The organism is Paenibacillus sp. BIHB 4019 (assembly GCF_002741035.1).
Taxonomy (GTDB): domain Bacteria; phylum Bacillota; class Bacilli; order Paenibacillales; family Paenibacillaceae; genus Pristimantibacillus.
Map to the genome: position 1 here is coordinate 6,333,916 of NZ_CP016808.1, position 13,807 is coordinate 6,347,722.

Sequence of the window (13,807 nt, forward strand, 5' to 3'; positions counted from 1 at the left end):
TGACCTCCCGTAAGCTTGTTTGTTTACGCTTTCATTGTATCTGATTTATGAAAGCGTTTAATTGGACAGAATTAGACTGTTCACTTGGACATTTTTAAACCAAGTTAAAGATTGTCCAATCTGTCCAACCTGTCCACTTCATCGCATTAATTCTCGCTGCCACGCCGCATTTCCCCTGGGGCAATGCCGAAATGCTTTTTAAACACGCGATAAAAATACGTTACATCTTCATAGCCTGCCATTTCCGCAACTGTTTTAATCGGCAATTTTTCATCAAGCAGCCACTCCCGCGCCTTATCCATGCGAAGCTGCAAAATATAATCGGTCATATTGCAGCCATATTCCTGCTTAAACGTTTTACTCAAGTACTCCTTGCTAACGAAAAAAGCGCGAGCTACCTGCTCCAGGGAAATCGGCTCGGCAAATCGCGCCTCCATATACTGCCTAACCTCGTCCAAATTCAGCCGTTTCTTGAATTTCCGCTGCTGAATCAGCTGCTCCAGCGCTTCCTCATAACGGGCAGTCAGAAAAGCGGCTGCATTCGCGCTTGAGGCGAGCTCCGCCCCGTCTCTGGCGCCATCCATCGCATTTGCCTCCAATGAATTAGCCAGCAGCAGCTCCTTCAGCATGAGCAGCAGCTCTTGGATAATGCGCTCCAGCAGCTGCGGCTTGCCAGCACCACTGCTATCCAGCTCTCTTTCCAGCTCCCCGAACAGCTCCTGCATGCCTTCGCGATCCAGCTCATTGAACCGGGCACGCAGCCGCTGCTTCATCGATGTCAGCGACAGCAGCCATTCGAGATCCAGCGTCAGCATGCGCCGGCTCTCCGCAGCCGCCGCGATACCCGCTGCGCATCTTGAGAGCACGGCGTTCAGCTCTTTCGGATCAATCGGCTTCAGCAAATAATCTACAGCCTGGCAGCGAATCGCATGCTGCATGTATTTGAAGTCATCATAGCCGCTAATGACGACAATTTGGATATGAGGCAGGCGTTCATGCAGTTCATTCAGCAGCTTCACCCCATCCATGCCCGGCATCCGCATATCGGTAATAATGAGATGCGGCATATGCTTCTCAGCGAGCCGCAGCGCCTCTTCCCCATCCTCTGCCTCGGCGACAATTTCCATCTCATATTCCGGCCAGCGGCCGAATGTGCGAACGATGTCTCGTCCCCAGCTCTCATCATCGACCAGCATTACTTTAATCATGCAGTTCTCCCCCTTGCATTTCACCAGGAATATGAATGGTTATGCGAGTGCCAACTCCGACTTCACTGTCGATCGCCAGGCCATACGCTTTGCCAAAATGCATTTGCAGCCTTGAGGCCACATTGCCCAGTCCAATCCGCTCTCCGCGAGTCCAAACCTGTCCATCCGCATAGCTGAGCCTTTGGCGAACTTCCCTCAGCCGCTCAGCGCCTATCCCTACTCCATTGTCACTGATTGTAATGGTTACTCCTGCGCCTGCTAATGCCCCAACTCCGCCTTCCGCTTCTGCGATGCTGGCTTGAGCTACCTTTACGCTCAGCTCCCAGCCTCCAGCCTGCGAATCGAGTCCGTGCATAAATGCATTTTCCACGATGGGCTGCAGCGTCAGCTTCGGAATGCGGCTTTGCAGCAGCCGCTCGTCCACCTCCAAGCTATATTGCAGCCGCGACTGAAAACGCTGCTGCTGGATGACCATGTAATTGTTCATATGCTCCAGCTCCTGCTTCAGCGTAGCAAGATCATCTGGCTCACGAATGACATAACGGAACATTTCGCTTAGCGAGCGAATCGTTTCATAGCTTTCAGCAGGCTTTTTGGAAAAGAGCATGCTGCCGATCATTTGCAGCGTATTTTGCAAAAAATGCGGATTGATCTGCGCCTGCAGCGCCTTGAGCTCCGCTGTCTTTTTTTCCAAATTCATGCTGTATTCGCTCTTAATATGCTCCCTAATTCGATGAGACATATTGTAAAGCTTCGTCTCCAGCAAACCAATTTCATCCATGCGTCCACTCAGCGGCTTATCTCCCTGTCTAATAAGGTTCAGCCCTTGCATGGATCGCGCAAGCAGCACAATCGGCGTTGCTGTGCGCCAGGCAAGCAGCACGGCAATTAAAATAGCAGCGGCAACCGTTATCGTGCCAATCCATATTCCATAATGCATCGTCGCTTGCGCGCTTTGGTTAATCGCGCTCAGTGGAATAATTTTAATGAGCTTTAGCTTCATCGGATCAATCGTATTGTAAAATACATATTCGTCCCCCTGCCGCTCATAGCCAGGCTCTGTACCGCCCTTCACGATTTTCGCAACCTGCTCGGCCGAAAGGTCGTCGCTGCCCATTTGGTACAAAACTTCCCCATCCGGTCCTGCAATAATCACGGTTTGGTCATTGGCTGGATTAAGCAGCGACAGCGTCTGGTCGAGAATGGCCCAGCGCACCTCCAGCGTAATGCCGCCAAGAATTTCACGGTTTTCAAACCGGTTAATGCTCCGTATCAGTTGAAAACGGTCGCCTTCCGGACTGTTTTGAATCATAAAATCCTTGCGCTGATTAAACAGTTCATTATAAGGCGCAGGTACGCGGTCCAGCGTTCTAATTTGATTCTGAGACGCATTCATCGTGAACAGCTTGCCGCTTCTTTTCAAATAAAGCTCAATGCCCGAAATATAATGATTGCCCGAATAAAAAAGCGAGGCCATCGCATCCTCAATGTTGCGCTGTGCCGAAAACTGGCTGGACAGGCCCGATTCCTCCTCGCTGGCAATGTATTCATTCAGGTTCGGGTTAATGAGGACGGAATATAAAACGCTGTTCATTTGTGAAAACTGCTCCCCGAGATAAATGCTCGTCCACTTCATATTGGACACATTCGTCCCAATAAGCTCGGTCTCCATCGACTGGCGGTTATTGTCCACAGCAAGCGCAGTTACCGCTATAATCGGCAGCACCGACACAACAACCATAATGAAAATCAGCTTATTGCGAATGCTGCGCCGGAACGGGTGCAAAATCGCCCGATATATTTTAGACAACAGCCTCATTGCTCTTCCCTCCCTGCTTTTTACTTTTAATAACGACAAAACAAACGCCATGCTTAAGCGCAAAGGCGTTTGTTCATTGATTTTATATTATATACTAAGACAGCACAATCGTATGGAAAGATTCCGGCTCCAGCTCGAATACATGCTCCGCCTCGCCGTCGAACAGCCTTAGCTCTCTTGTATCCGTATATGGATTCGTAATTACAACGACCCGCGAGCCGTCTTCGCGCTTGAAAGCAATGGAATGGCCGCTCCATGGGCCTTCCAGCCCGATGCGCTTCGAGCCCGGCGCCACATAATGGCTGAAATGCTTCATTACGTAATATTCCGGATTGTTCATAGCTCGCTTCGTATCCGGCTCTATTGTAATCATGGCATTTTGCTCCCAGCCCCATGTGCTGCGCCCTTTCGGCTCCAGCGCCATATTCCAGTAAATGTAGCTGTTCACGCCGTTGCTGAAATAATGCTGGTACAGATGAAATACATATTTGGCATACGCCCACGTGTTTTTGCCATCCCCGCATTCATTCTCCGTCTGCATATAACGCAGCTCCGGGTAGCTCTGCGACGTCCGGGCTATCGCATATTTGCCTGCCCACTGATAGCCGACGCCTTTAATGTATTTATAAGCTTCGGGGTCGCTCAGCACAAGACCCGCATAAGCGTCATAATCGTTCGTTGTCCCCTTCATCAGCTCCAGCCATGGATCGGGCGCATTAATCGTTCCAAGCCAAATTTCCGTATCCAGTCCATGCTGTTCAAAAGCAGGTCCTAAATAATCGCGGATAAACTCCTTAAGCTGCTCGCCCGTCCATACGCAGGAAGGAAACTTCTGATCGGCTACGACTTCATTTTGCACATGGACCTGATGAATCGTAATGCCTTCCTCTTGGTAAGCCTGAACGAATTTGACGAAATACAGCGCATAGGCTTCGAGAATTTCCTTCTCCCATCGCAGCGTTCCGTAGTTATAAGCCTTCGGCGTCTTCATCCACGTCGGAGGGCTCCATGGCGAAGCGAACAGCTTCAGCTCCGGATTAAGCGCCAGTGCTTCTTTTATATAAGGAATCAAATACTTGCGGTCGCGTTCAATGGAAAAATGCGCCATCGCCACGTCGCCGTCCGTTTCGTTCAAGCTGTACCATTCCAGCGCATAGTCGCTTGCGCCGATAGGCAGGCGGCAAATGCTGAAGCGCTGCTCGCCTTCCGGGTGGAACAGCTCGTGCATGACTGCCGCGCGTTCTTCCTCCGATAAGTGGCTCAGTGCAGTAAAGCCCAGCTCATTGAAGCAGCCGCCAAAGCCCTCTACTGTTTGGTATGCGCTTTCAGTTATTGCCAAGTTAGATAGAGCAGGTGAAAAGGTGCGTGATTGTGTGCTTTTCTCCGTCCAGCTCGCTGTTTGTGTGCTTGAAAACCATTTTGCCGTTTGTCCCATATCGACAACCCCTATCGTTTCATCACTTTTGCTTATTGCTTTAGCTTGCCCTCTTAGTATAAATTAAATAGAATAAATCGCCGATTGTCCAAACAACGTGAAATTTACCCAAATCAAAGGTGGTTCTGCCTAATGGATGATGAAGTGACACTTTCGCCGTGGATTCAAAATGTGCGCTTTCTGCCCGCTATCGACTGGAACATTAAATTTTTTGGCGCGCATGAACAGCGTGTAGACAAGCATTGGCAGATGCCGCTGGAATCCCATATCGGCTTTGAAATGATTTTTATTCAGGAGGGCGCGCAGGAAACGGTCATTGGCGAAAGCAAATATCAGCTGGGCGCCGGCGACTTTCTGCTTATCCCGCCCGGCTTTAAGCATAAGAGCCGCTGCATTTCGGAGGAAGGCATGGCTTATTTTTGCGCCCACTTTAATGTGGACGATCCGGCTTTTCGCCAAGAAATGATTCGAAATGGCCGCCTGCTGTTCCCCGCTGGAAGCGCCGATCATGAGCGGCTGCTGCCTATTTTGAAGCAATGGATTGCGATGCTTAGGCGGGGAGGCGGCTATACGACGGCGGATCGCTTTCGGCTGCAGGCGGACTTGTTTGAGCTGTTCGGGCTATTAGTGGGCACGATCTGTTTGCCGGAGGAGGAGATGGCAGCTATGCCGCCAGCGTCAGTGCAATATGCCAAAGCGATTGCCGAGGCGATCAAGGGGAATTTTGACCCGCATCAGCTTCCAGGCGAGCCGGCGGCGGAGAGCGCTTTTTCTATTGAAGAGATTATGCGCTCACTCGGCATCAGCCCAGGCTATGGGCTTGAGGTATTTCGCAAAGTGTATGGCCTGTCGCCACGTCAGTTTTTATCTGAGCTCAAGCTGCAGGAGGCCAAGGTGCTCATTCGCCAGCCGGAGCTGTCGTTGAAGGAAATCGCGGTCCGTCTAGGCTATTCCCAGCTGTCGCATTTCAGCAGGCAATTCAAACGCTGGACCGGGATGAGCCCGCTCCATTACCGCCAGCAGCATTTTCAGCTGTAAAGGCTCGTCGCGATAACGGGATTAGCCTCCGTGTTTTGCCAGCCGGAATAGTCTCTCTTATGGGACTTCTCCTTTTTGGAGGACTGAGGTTCCGCTATTTTAGCTTTTTGTGTGATTTAAGTAGGTAGGTAGGCAGGAGATCCTTTATTGGTCTCATGATCTCGGCAAAACAGCGATTTGGCGATCATTAGGGGCTTCTGTGTCCGCGAGACATCTCCATGACCGTTGGCTAGAGTGAATAGCGGATTTGGTGTCCGCCAAAATAGGGGCCACCGAATTAAAGCTCGAAGAGCTTAGAATATGAAATAAGGCGCAGGGTTTTCGCTGCTGCGAAATCCCTGCGCCTTATTTGTTTTTTCTTATCTAATTACAATTGCAGCAAAGCTCCTTAGATGTATCCTGCTTTTGCAGTTCTTGCAGCTTTTGCACTTGCAAGCTCTACCCGTTCTACCCTAACAGTCCTTCCTGAAAGGCAACAACCTGATTATTCTTTGCCGACTCGTACGCGCCATCCAGCAATGAAACCGTATGCAAATTGTCAAACGCGCTATTTTCGGCTTCTACTCCTGTTTCCAGCCAGACGAGCAGCTGATTGAGGCCGTCAAATATCGCCTCCTCAATCGGCAGCGCATGCTCCCATGTATGCACAGGCTGCGGGTTCCAGTTCGGCTTCCCGCTCGGTTCGCGGCGATACAACCCGATCGTATTGGATGTCGTGCTGAGCACGCCTTCACTGCCAAGCACGACGAGGTCATTTTTATGAAACGGACTGGAGAAGCTTTGGGTAAAATGGGCGCGCACGCCGTTCTCAAACGTCATCAGCACGGTCGCATCCGTCTCCCCTAAACAATCGACCGCCTCCGAGGAGTAGGCGCTGCAATAAATGGAAGCCGCCTTGGCATCCGCGATTCGGCGCATACCGTCAAACCAATGAATCGCCATGACGGACAAGGCATGACGCTCCGTGTGTACTCGCCAGCCTGCATCCTGCCGATAAAACAAGGAATCAAATTGAATCGACTCCAGCCTGCCAATTGCGCCTGACTTGACCAGATCGCGAATAAAATCAAATTGATGATGCTTGCGAAAATTTTGATTAATGCATACCGGAACGTTCAGCTGCTTTGCAAGCTCCGCTATTTGCTGGGCTTCGGCAAAGGTGTCGGCGAAAGGCTTTTCCAGAAATACCGGAATGCCTGCTTCCAGCAGCGGCCGCATAATGCTTCCGCGTATCGTCGAAGGTGTACAAACTACTGCGGCATCTAGCCCGCTATGCGCCAGCATTTCCGCAAGGTCCGTGTATCTCCCCGCAATGCCGAACTCATCCGCCCGCTCCTGAACGGCTGCTTCGCTTGGGTCGCAAATCGCAACGACTTCCACGCGGTCCTGATGATTGGCATAACCTCTCAAATGCAGCCGCGTGACAGCTCCCGCGCCGACAAATCCAATTTTATATTTTTTCATCCCGCCACTCTCCCAATACCTGATTTCATGAACGGCAAGCATTGCTGCATGCCCGTCACTATGTCACCGCCGCTTTCCTCATCCGCCGACATCCAGCCCGCATAGCCTATGCGCTTCACTTCCGCCATAATCGGCTGAAAGTCAATCGAGCCCTCTCCTAATATCCGATATTCGCCAGCCGCAAAATCCTTCATATGAAAATTATTAATAAATGGCGCAAAGCTGCGAATGACCTCCGCCACATCGGAAATGCCTGACTTCACCAGATGCGCCGTATCAACCGTCAGTCCAACCCCGTCCTCCGGCCGCAGCCCGCTGAAAAATATATCAAAATCCGCCCGGTGCATCACCGGCTGATCATAATGATGATGCAGCGACAGCTTGAGTCCGCTGTCTTGCGCCTCCTTGCCCAGCTCCGCGAACAGACGCGCAAAGCCAGCGATAGCTTCCTTTTCCAGCCCCGTCCTTGGGACGCTGTGGCAGTAGACAATTAGCTCCGTGCCCACCTGCTTCCCAAAGCGGAAAATACGGCGCAGCTCATCCTTGCTGTCGTCGCTAAGCAGCGTACCTCCCGTAATAAGCGCGGATGCGAGGCCCGGCGGCTGTCCCCAGCGTTCCATAAACCGCCCAGGCTCCTGCACGTCCGGCATATATTGATTCCATTTGAGCTGCAAACCCTCGTAGCCCGCCGCTTGATAGCCATGAATTAATGCCGTCTCTTCCTCTGCCCCTGCCGTCGGCCGGGAAAAAGCATACCGGATTCCCACTTATCGTCCTCCCTGCTTTCTGCTTTCTGCTTTCTACGTTCTTCATTCTGCGTTGTGCCTCCTGCTTGAGCGAGCCTGTGTGTGTCCATCCTTGATCGCCCAACGCTCGAAAGGCCGCCTTACTCGCCCACCGTTTGCCGATCGACTGCGGAATACGCAATGATCATCCGGCACGGCTCCCAGCCAGTTACCTTGGCATGATGCAGCACATTTTGCGGAATGCGCAGTGCCATGCCTGGCTTCAGATGATACGTTTCATCCCCCAGCGAATGCTCGCATTCGCCCGACAGCACAAAAATAATTTCCTCGCAGTTCGGATGCCGATGGCGTCCGTTTTCCTCGCCTGCGTTAATGTAAACCTGCCCAAATGTCATTTGGCCCTCAGGATCGATTTCTTGGCCGTACAACCACGATATTTTGCCCCAGCCCATATCCAGCACGTGCTGCTCCTCATTCAAATCCGCCGCTTTAACCATTTTGTCCCTCCTTGTTTCGCTCAGCCTTCAATACGTAAATTTTTCAACTTCTCAATTCTGCAAACTTAAAATTTTAATGCTTCATTGTTCCAAGCACTTAGCCTTAGGTGATTGCAGGTTTATTTTAATTCAACTAAGTTGAATTATCAACAACTTTATTGAACCGTTTTCAACTCAGTCCTTTTATGATACGATAGAAAGCAAGTATGACAAATAAAGGTGTGTGACTGATGAGCCTCGGCAAAAGAATCCGGCTGATCCGCATGGAACAGAAGCGGACGCAGGAAGAAATCGCAAAACAGTGCGGCTTTACGAAGAGTCTCCTGTCCAAAATTGAAAACGATCTATCCGCTCCTCCGGTTGCGACACTGATGAAAATTGCCGGAGCTTTAGGCGTCCGCGTGTCCGACCTGATTGAAGAGCAGAGCGCCAATGCGACCGTGTTCAATTCCAGTCGGCAGTACAGCGATAAAGACAGCTGGCTCCGGACAGACAGAGGGTATTCCTTCTACGCGTTTGCCAGCGAGCGCAGAGACAAGCTGGTCCAGCCTTATTTGATTACGGCCCGCAAAGGCGAGGTCAAGCCGCACGGCTTCTCCCATGAGGGCGAGGAATTTATTTATATGATCAGCGGCGAGATGACGTATAAGGTTGGTGCGACTGAATATTCGCTGCATCCGGGGGATACGCTTTATTTCAATTCGCTGGAGGAGCATCTCCTCTGCCCCGTATCGGACGAAGTGACGTACATGGCTATCTTTACGCAAAAATCACTGGAGCAATAACGGCTGCGGCCAGCGATGAGCATTTATTTTTTCAACGAAAGCGGAGGAATCAGGGTATGAAATACAGACGCATCGGTTCAAGCGGCATTAAAGTAAGCGAAATCGGTCTTGGAAGCTGGCTCACTTATGGAACAGCTACCGAGCAGCAAGCGGCTGACGCTTGCATTCAGCAAGCCTTTGAAAGCGGCATTAATTTCTTCGACACTTCCAATGCCTATAATCGCGGCGAAGGCGAGCGGGCGCTCGGCGCTGCCCTGCGGCCTTTCGAGCGCGCAAGCTACGTGCTTTCCACGAAGGTCTTTTTCAATATGGGTGACGGCCCCAATGATGGCGGCTTATCGCGCAAGCATATTATGGAGCAGTGCGATGCCAGCTTGAAACGTCTGGGCACAGACTATATTGATATTTATTTTTGCCATCGCTATGATCAGAATGCTCCGCTGGAAGAAACGCTGCGGGCGCTGGACGATTTGACCGCGCAGGGCAAAATTTTGTATTCCGCTGTCTCCGAATGGAGCGCCGCTCAAATCGCTGATGCGACTGGCATTGCGAAGCGGCTGAATTTGCGCCCGCTTATTTCCAACCAGCCGATCTACAATATGTTTGAGCGATATATTGAGCAGGAGGTCATCCCTGTCAGCGAGCGGGAAGGCATCGGCCAGATCGTCTTTTCGCCGCTGGCGCAAGGCATCCTGACCGGAAAGTACAGAAAAGGCCAGCAACTGCCTACAGATAGCCGCGCTGCCAATGATTCGATCAACCATGTGCTGAAAAGCTATTTGCGCGACGATGTGCTTGACTGCGTAGAACAGCTTGACGGGCTGGCTAGCCAGCTTGGCGTCTCCATTTCCCAGCTGGCGCTGGCTTGGGTGCTTCGCTTGCCGGGCATCAGCTCCGCGCTGATTGGCGCGAGCCGTCCACAGCAAATCGTCGAAAACGTCAAAGCTGTCGAGCTGGAGCTTTCGGCAGATGTAATTCAGGAAATCGAAGGCATTTTGGAGCAAGTGAAGCATTTCGCGCCGCTTAGGTAATAGCTGCGAGCGCTAAATTATGCATCTGGCTGTCTATTTTCAATGAAAAAACCCCTCTCCTTGATCGAGCAGCGTTCGGCTTGCCGGAACTGCTTTTGTTCAGGAGAGGGGCTTTTTTTTCGCCTAAAAGTTAGGAAATATCGTGCTTGATTCTCATTCTAGCCCCGCCGCAAGCTTCGGCGCTTAACGGTCAGGATCGATTCCTTTTGTTTCTTTACCCAGAAAAGCAACCGCCAGTGCACCGCATACGATCGCCACAAAGAAAATGATGAATACCGTTTGAATCGATGTGCCGCCTGCCACGAGCATCCCTACCATGTAGGGGCCGATGATGCCGCCGATCCGGCCAAACGAAGCGGCAAAGCCTGCTCCCGTTGCCCGAACCGCCGTCGGATATTGCTCTGGCGTGTAAGCGTACATCGCTCCCCAAGCGCCAAGGTTGAAGAAGGACAGGCAAGCTCCGGCAGCAAGCAGCATGCCTTCTGTCGTCGCGCTGCCGAACCAGATGGCGCTTACCGCCGTCAGCAGCAAATAGGTGACCAGCACAAATTTGCGTCCCAGCTTCTCGATGAAATAAGCCGCCGTAAAATAGCCCGGAAGCTGCGCAAGTGTAATGAGCAGCACATATTGAAAGCTTTTGACCAGTCCGAAGCCTTTCAGCACCATGACGGTCGGCAGCCACAGAAACATGCCGTAATACGAGAAGACGACCGTCAGCCATAGCAGCCACAGCATAATGGTCGAGCGGCGATGCTTCGGTGACCAAATCGCCGCAAGCCGCTGGCGCAGCGGCAAAACATTCCCCTTTTGCGCCACATAACGCGGTGAATCCTCTATGGCTCTGCGCAAATACAGCGCATACAGCGCCGGAACCGCTCCAATAATAAACGCCGCTCGCCAGCCATAGGCCGGTATAACAAAATACGAGACGAGCGCAGCGACAATCCAGCCGCCTGCCCAGAAGCTTTCCAGCAGCACGATTGCTCTGCCTCTATCCTTCACGGGAACCGACTCGGATACGAGCGTCGAAGCGACGGGCAACTCGCCGCCCAGTCCAAAGCCGCCGGCGAAACGCAAGAGGCACAGCACGGTAAAGGTGCCCGCCAGCGCCGACAAGCCGCTTGCTGCCGAGAAAATCAGCAGCGTCCACAGCAAAATCGTCCGGCGTCCGTACCGATCCGCCAGCGCACCCGCCGCTGCCGCGCCCACCGCCATGCCAATGGAATTAATTGCAGTCAGCTGTCCGATCTGCTCGGTGCCAAGCCCCCATTCTACGCTTAGCGCAGCCACGATAAAGGACAGCATGCCGACGTCCATCGCGTCGAACATCCAACTGAGCCCAGCGCTGAACAGCAATTTGCGTTGTTTTTTGTCTTGCAGCAATGATGCCTGTTTCATTTTGTTCTAACTCCTTATGTAAGCATGTGATTTATTTATCATCGCATCTTCTCACCTTTTGGACAAGCTTCATTATTATAACCGCCCCCGCAAAACGCTAGCCCCTGTCCCTTCCCGAAGCAAAGCCCAAGCTGGTCGAAATTACCTGCCCAAGAAACCTTGCATAGAGAACATACATTCGGTATATAATACAGAATACGAATAAACGTTCGCGTCATGGTGGTGTAGCTATGAGTGTCCATTCAATCATCGAAACGGAAGAGGATCTGCAAATTATTAAAAAATATACTTTGCTGCCGATTCTTCTCGATATGTTAGCTAGAGACATCAACGAATTAAAAATGCATCGAAATAAAATCATTTATAATCATATCCTTTTTTATCTCAATGAAATGGAGCAAAGCATCTATCTTGAACTGCAAAGCATTAAGAAAAAGATGAAAGCGCGGAATATTAAAGCGTTAAACACCGAGATGAATGCGCGGGGGGTCCATGTTGAATATAAAGTTCGCGGTTATATCCACCATTTCACCATGCTGAGAAGCTTAGTGAAAGCCGAGCTAATGACCATGCTGATGAATATGCGGAGGCGGTTGGAATGAGGGAAACAGCTGAAAGAGTTATATTGCTCGCAGATTGTCAAAGTTTTTACGCAAGTATTGAAAAAGCCAGTCATCCGGAGTGTAAAAATAAACCCGTTGTTGTAGCCGGCTCTGTTGAGCGCCGCTCAGGCATTATTTTAGCGGCTTGCCCCATTGCCAAGCAATACGGCATCACGACAGCCGAGCGGCTCGGAATCGCGTTAAATAAATGCCCGGAGCTCGTCGTCCTGCGTCCCCGCATGCAGCATTATATCGATGCCTCCCTGATGATTACGGGCATTTATGAGGAATTTACGAATCTGGTTGAAATCTTTAGCATTGATGAGCAGTTTCTGGACATTACGGCAAGCATTCCTCTTTTCGGAGACCCTGTTACGATAGCTAAAGCCCTTCAACAGAAGGTTCTCCTGCAAACAGGCGTATGGATTAGGGTAGGCATAAGCTCCAATAAAATGCTCGCTAAAATGGCGACCGACATCTGGGCAAAAAAGAACGAGGACGGCATCTTTACGCTGCCTAAGACAGATCTCGAAGCTTTGCTGTGGCCGCAGCCGGTCCATAAAATGTTTGGAGTCGGCTCACGCATGACCACCCATTTCACCCGTCTTGGCATGCATACGATAGGCGATATTGCCAAAACGCCTCTGCCGCGCCTTAAGGACCAGTTTCGCTTTCGCTTTGGCAAGCAATCCGATATTCATGCCGAGGTGCTGTGGCGAACGGCCAACGGCATCGATGATAGCCCGGTAACGCCTGGAACATTCAACACCCCGCCAAAATCGGTTGGCCATATGATGACTTTGCCAAGAGATTATATGGAGCCATGGGAGGTGGATACCGTTTTATTAGAGCTGACCGAGGAAGTTTGCCGTGATTGCCGCCGCAAAAAATATATGGGCCATGTCGTTACGGTCAACTGCATGTGCAGCCCCTACGAAGCGCCCACTGGATTTTCGCGCCAAATGAAGCTGCTGGACCCCACTAACCACACCAAAACGGTTTTTGAAGCGGTGAAGCAGCTGTTTTATAAATTTTGGGATGGCATGCCTGTGCGCCGGGTCGGTGTGACCATCAGCCAGCTCATGGACGATCAAAACTATCAGCTCACCCTCTTTGAGGATCAGATTAAGCTTAGAGCGCTGGAGAAAGTGACAGACGGCATCAAAAATCGATACGGAAGCACCGCAATTGTAAGAGCTTCATCCCTTACTGCCGCAGGGCAAGCAGCGGATAGGTCCATAAAAATCGGGGGGCACTACAAATGAGCAAAAAACTTGAAAAAAACGGGCTCTGGGAATCTAGCCGAATGATGCTTCCACAGCATAAGGAGGCTTTTCAGAACAGGTTCCAAAAGCAAGCTCTTCAGCCTGTTCATCCAACAGCAGAAGAGATTCATATGATGAAGGATTATGTGCTGCTGCCGATCATGCATGCGATCATCGTCAAAAAAGCCCGCGAGGCAGAGCAATCCTCAGAAATGCTAAGACTGCTCTATTCTAAAGCGGCCCAATTGCTGGCTAAAAATGTTCATGACGACTTAACCCAATTAAAGAAAGGATTGACGGAGAAAAGCATCCGCGTTTTTGAAGAGGAGAAAAATCATCAAGAGGCCCGTTACCGCTATATTTGCCGGGAATATGAAGATCATTTCACCATCACCAGAGACTACATGCGTGCCGAGATAAGCATTCGAATAGGACGTTATGTGGACGGCCTTGTGGCAATCATTACAAGTGCTGGAAGGACGAAAGGATGATTGGATAGATAGATGCCGGCTCGATTTG

The 13,807-nt window shown here is 51.0% G+C and carries 13 protein-coding genes; 6 read left to right on the forward strand and 7 right to left on the reverse strand.

Features of this window, described 5'->3' with window-relative positions; translation table 11 throughout:
- Positions 1-146: 146 nt before the first annotated feature.
- The 3 genes from BBD42_RS27505 to BBD42_RS27515 all read right to left on the reverse strand — a co-directional run bounded on the left by BBD42_RS27505 (position 147) and on the right by BBD42_RS27515 (position 4,462).
- Positions 147-1,208 carry a response regulator transcription factor gene (locus tag BBD42_RS27505; RefSeq protein ID WP_099520759.1) on the reverse strand — a complete coding sequence of 354 codons (1,062 nt, stop codon included), beginning with the start codon at positions 1,206-1,208 and terminating at the stop codon, positions 147-149.
- Positions 1,201-3,027: a sensor histidine kinase gene (locus tag BBD42_RS27510; RefSeq protein WP_099520760.1), complete on the reverse strand. Its 1,827-nt coding sequence runs from the start codon at positions 3,025-3,027 to the stop codon at positions 1,201-1,203. The genes BBD42_RS27505 and BBD42_RS27510 overlap by 8 nt, the downstream gene beginning before the upstream one ends.
- A gap of 94 nt (positions 3,028-3,121) precedes the next feature.
- Positions 3,122-4,462, reverse strand: a complete 1,341-nt coding sequence (locus BBD42_RS27515; protein WP_099520761.1) for a glycoside hydrolase family 30 protein — start codon at positions 4,460-4,462, stop codon at positions 3,122-3,124.
- A gap of 132 nt (positions 4,463-4,594) precedes the next feature.
- Here BBD42_RS27515 and BBD42_RS27520 point away from each other — a divergent pair, with 132 nt between their 5' ends.
- Entirely contained in the window at positions 4,595-5,500 is a 906-nt protein-coding gene (locus tag BBD42_RS27520) for a helix-turn-helix domain-containing protein (RefSeq protein WP_099520762.1), read from the forward strand.
- A gap of 447 nt (positions 5,501-5,947) precedes the next feature.
- Here BBD42_RS27520 and BBD42_RS27525 read toward each other — a convergent pair whose 3' ends face one another.
- The 3 genes from BBD42_RS27525 to BBD42_RS27535 all read right to left on the reverse strand — a co-directional run bounded on the left by BBD42_RS27525 (position 5,948) and on the right by BBD42_RS27535 (position 8,207).
- Positions 5,948-6,964 (reverse strand): Gfo/Idh/MocA family protein, encoded by a 1,017-nt coding sequence (locus BBD42_RS27525; protein WP_099520763.1) that lies wholly within the window; start codon positions 6,962-6,964, stop codon positions 5,948-5,950.
- Positions 6,961-7,731, reverse strand: a complete 771-nt coding sequence (locus tag BBD42_RS27530) for a sugar phosphate isomerase/epimerase family protein (protein ID WP_099520764.1) — start codon at positions 7,729-7,731, stop codon at positions 6,961-6,963. Before BBD42_RS27530 ends, BBD42_RS27525 begins: the two co-directional genes overlap by 4 nt.
- A 119-nt stretch (positions 7,732-7,850) precedes the next feature.
- Complete coding sequence (locus tag BBD42_RS27535) at positions 7,851-8,207, reverse strand: cupin domain-containing protein (RefSeq protein WP_099520765.1); 357 nt, start codon at positions 8,205-8,207, stop codon at positions 7,851-7,853.
- Positions 8,208-8,437: 230 nt separating this feature from the next.
- Here BBD42_RS27535 and BBD42_RS27540 point away from each other — a divergent pair, with 230 nt between their 5' ends.
- On the forward strand, positions 8,438-8,992 hold the full coding sequence (locus tag BBD42_RS27540) for a helix-turn-helix domain-containing protein (protein ID WP_099520766.1): 555 nt from the start codon (positions 8,438-8,440) through the stop codon (positions 8,990-8,992).
- A gap of 56 nt (positions 8,993-9,048) precedes the next feature.
- Positions 9,049-10,023 (forward strand): aldo/keto reductase family protein, encoded by a 975-nt coding sequence (locus BBD42_RS27545; RefSeq protein WP_099520767.1) that lies wholly within the window; start codon positions 9,049-9,051, stop codon positions 10,021-10,023.
- Between the two features lie 183 nt (positions 10,024-10,206).
- On the opposite strand, the gene BBD42_RS27550 is transcribed toward BBD42_RS27545, so the two are convergent.
- Entirely contained in the window at positions 10,207-11,421 is a 1,215-nt protein-coding gene (locus tag BBD42_RS27550; RefSeq protein WP_056038469.1) for an MFS transporter, read from the reverse strand.
- Between the two features lie 230 nt (positions 11,422-11,651).
- Here BBD42_RS27550 and BBD42_RS27555 point away from each other — a divergent pair, with 230 nt between their 5' ends.
- From BBD42_RS27555 to BBD42_RS27565, 3 genes are read left to right on the forward strand one after another with little or no spacing between them, the layout of a single operon-like run.
- Positions 11,652-12,023, forward strand: a complete 372-nt coding sequence (locus tag BBD42_RS27555; RefSeq protein ID WP_099520768.1) for a YhjD family protein — start codon at positions 11,652-11,654, stop codon at positions 12,021-12,023.
- Positions 12,020-13,288, forward strand: coding sequence for a DNA polymerase IV (locus BBD42_RS27560; protein ID WP_099520769.1), 1,269 nt, complete (start codon positions 12,020-12,022; stop codon positions 13,286-13,288). Before BBD42_RS27555 ends, BBD42_RS27560 begins: the two co-directional genes overlap by 4 nt.
- The gene (locus BBD42_RS27565; protein WP_099520770.1) at positions 13,285-13,779 is read left to right on the forward strand and encodes a YhjD family protein; all 495 of its coding nucleotides are present in this window, start codon (positions 13,285-13,287) and stop codon (positions 13,777-13,779) included. The genes BBD42_RS27560 and BBD42_RS27565 overlap by 4 nt, the downstream gene beginning before the upstream one ends.
- Positions 13,780-13,807 lie beyond the last annotated feature (28 nt).

What these genes read in the sequence shown, in the direction of transcription:
- BBD42_RS27505 (WP_099520759.1), bottom strand. Translation starts at nt 1,208, where the DNA reads ATGATTAAAGTAATGCTGGTCGATGATGAGAGCTGGGGACGAGACATC.
- BBD42_RS27565 (WP_099520770.1), top strand. Translation starts at nt 13,285, where the DNA reads ATGAGCAAAAAACTTGAAAAAAACGGGCTCTGGGAATCTAGCCGAATG.
- BBD42_RS27510 (WP_099520760.1), bottom strand. Translation starts at nt 3,027, where the DNA reads ATGAGGCTGTTGTCTAAAATATATCGGGCGATTTTGCACCCGTTCCGG.
- BBD42_RS27520 (WP_099520762.1), top strand. Translation starts at nt 4,595, where the DNA reads ATGGATGATGAAGTGACACTTTCGCCGTGGATTCAAAATGTGCGCTTT.
- BBD42_RS27545 (WP_099520767.1), top strand. Translation starts at nt 9,049, where the DNA reads ATGAAATACAGACGCATCGGTTCAAGCGGCATTAAAGTAAGCGAAATC.
- BBD42_RS27515 (WP_099520761.1), bottom strand. Translation starts at nt 4,462, where the DNA reads ATGGGACAAACGGCAAAATGGTTTTCAAGCACACAAACAGCGAGCTGG.
- BBD42_RS27555 (WP_099520768.1), top strand. Translation starts at nt 11,652, where the DNA reads ATGAGTGTCCATTCAATCATCGAAACGGAAGAGGATCTGCAAATTATT.
- BBD42_RS27550 (WP_056038469.1), bottom strand. Translation starts at nt 11,421, where the DNA reads ATGAAACAGGCATCATTGCTGCAAGACAAAAAACAACGCAAATTGCTG.
- BBD42_RS27560 (WP_099520769.1), top strand. Translation starts at nt 12,020, where the DNA reads ATGAGGGAAACAGCTGAAAGAGTTATATTGCTCGCAGATTGTCAAAGT.
- BBD42_RS27525 (WP_099520763.1), bottom strand. Translation starts at nt 6,964, where the DNA reads ATGAAAAAATATAAAATTGGATTTGTCGGCGCGGGAGCTGTCACGCGG.
- BBD42_RS27535 (WP_099520765.1), bottom strand. Translation starts at nt 8,207, where the DNA reads ATGGTTAAAGCGGCGGATTTGAATGAGGAGCAGCACGTGCTGGATATG.
- BBD42_RS27540 (WP_099520766.1), top strand. Translation starts at nt 8,438, where the DNA reads ATGAGCCTCGGCAAAAGAATCCGGCTGATCCGCATGGAACAGAAGCGG.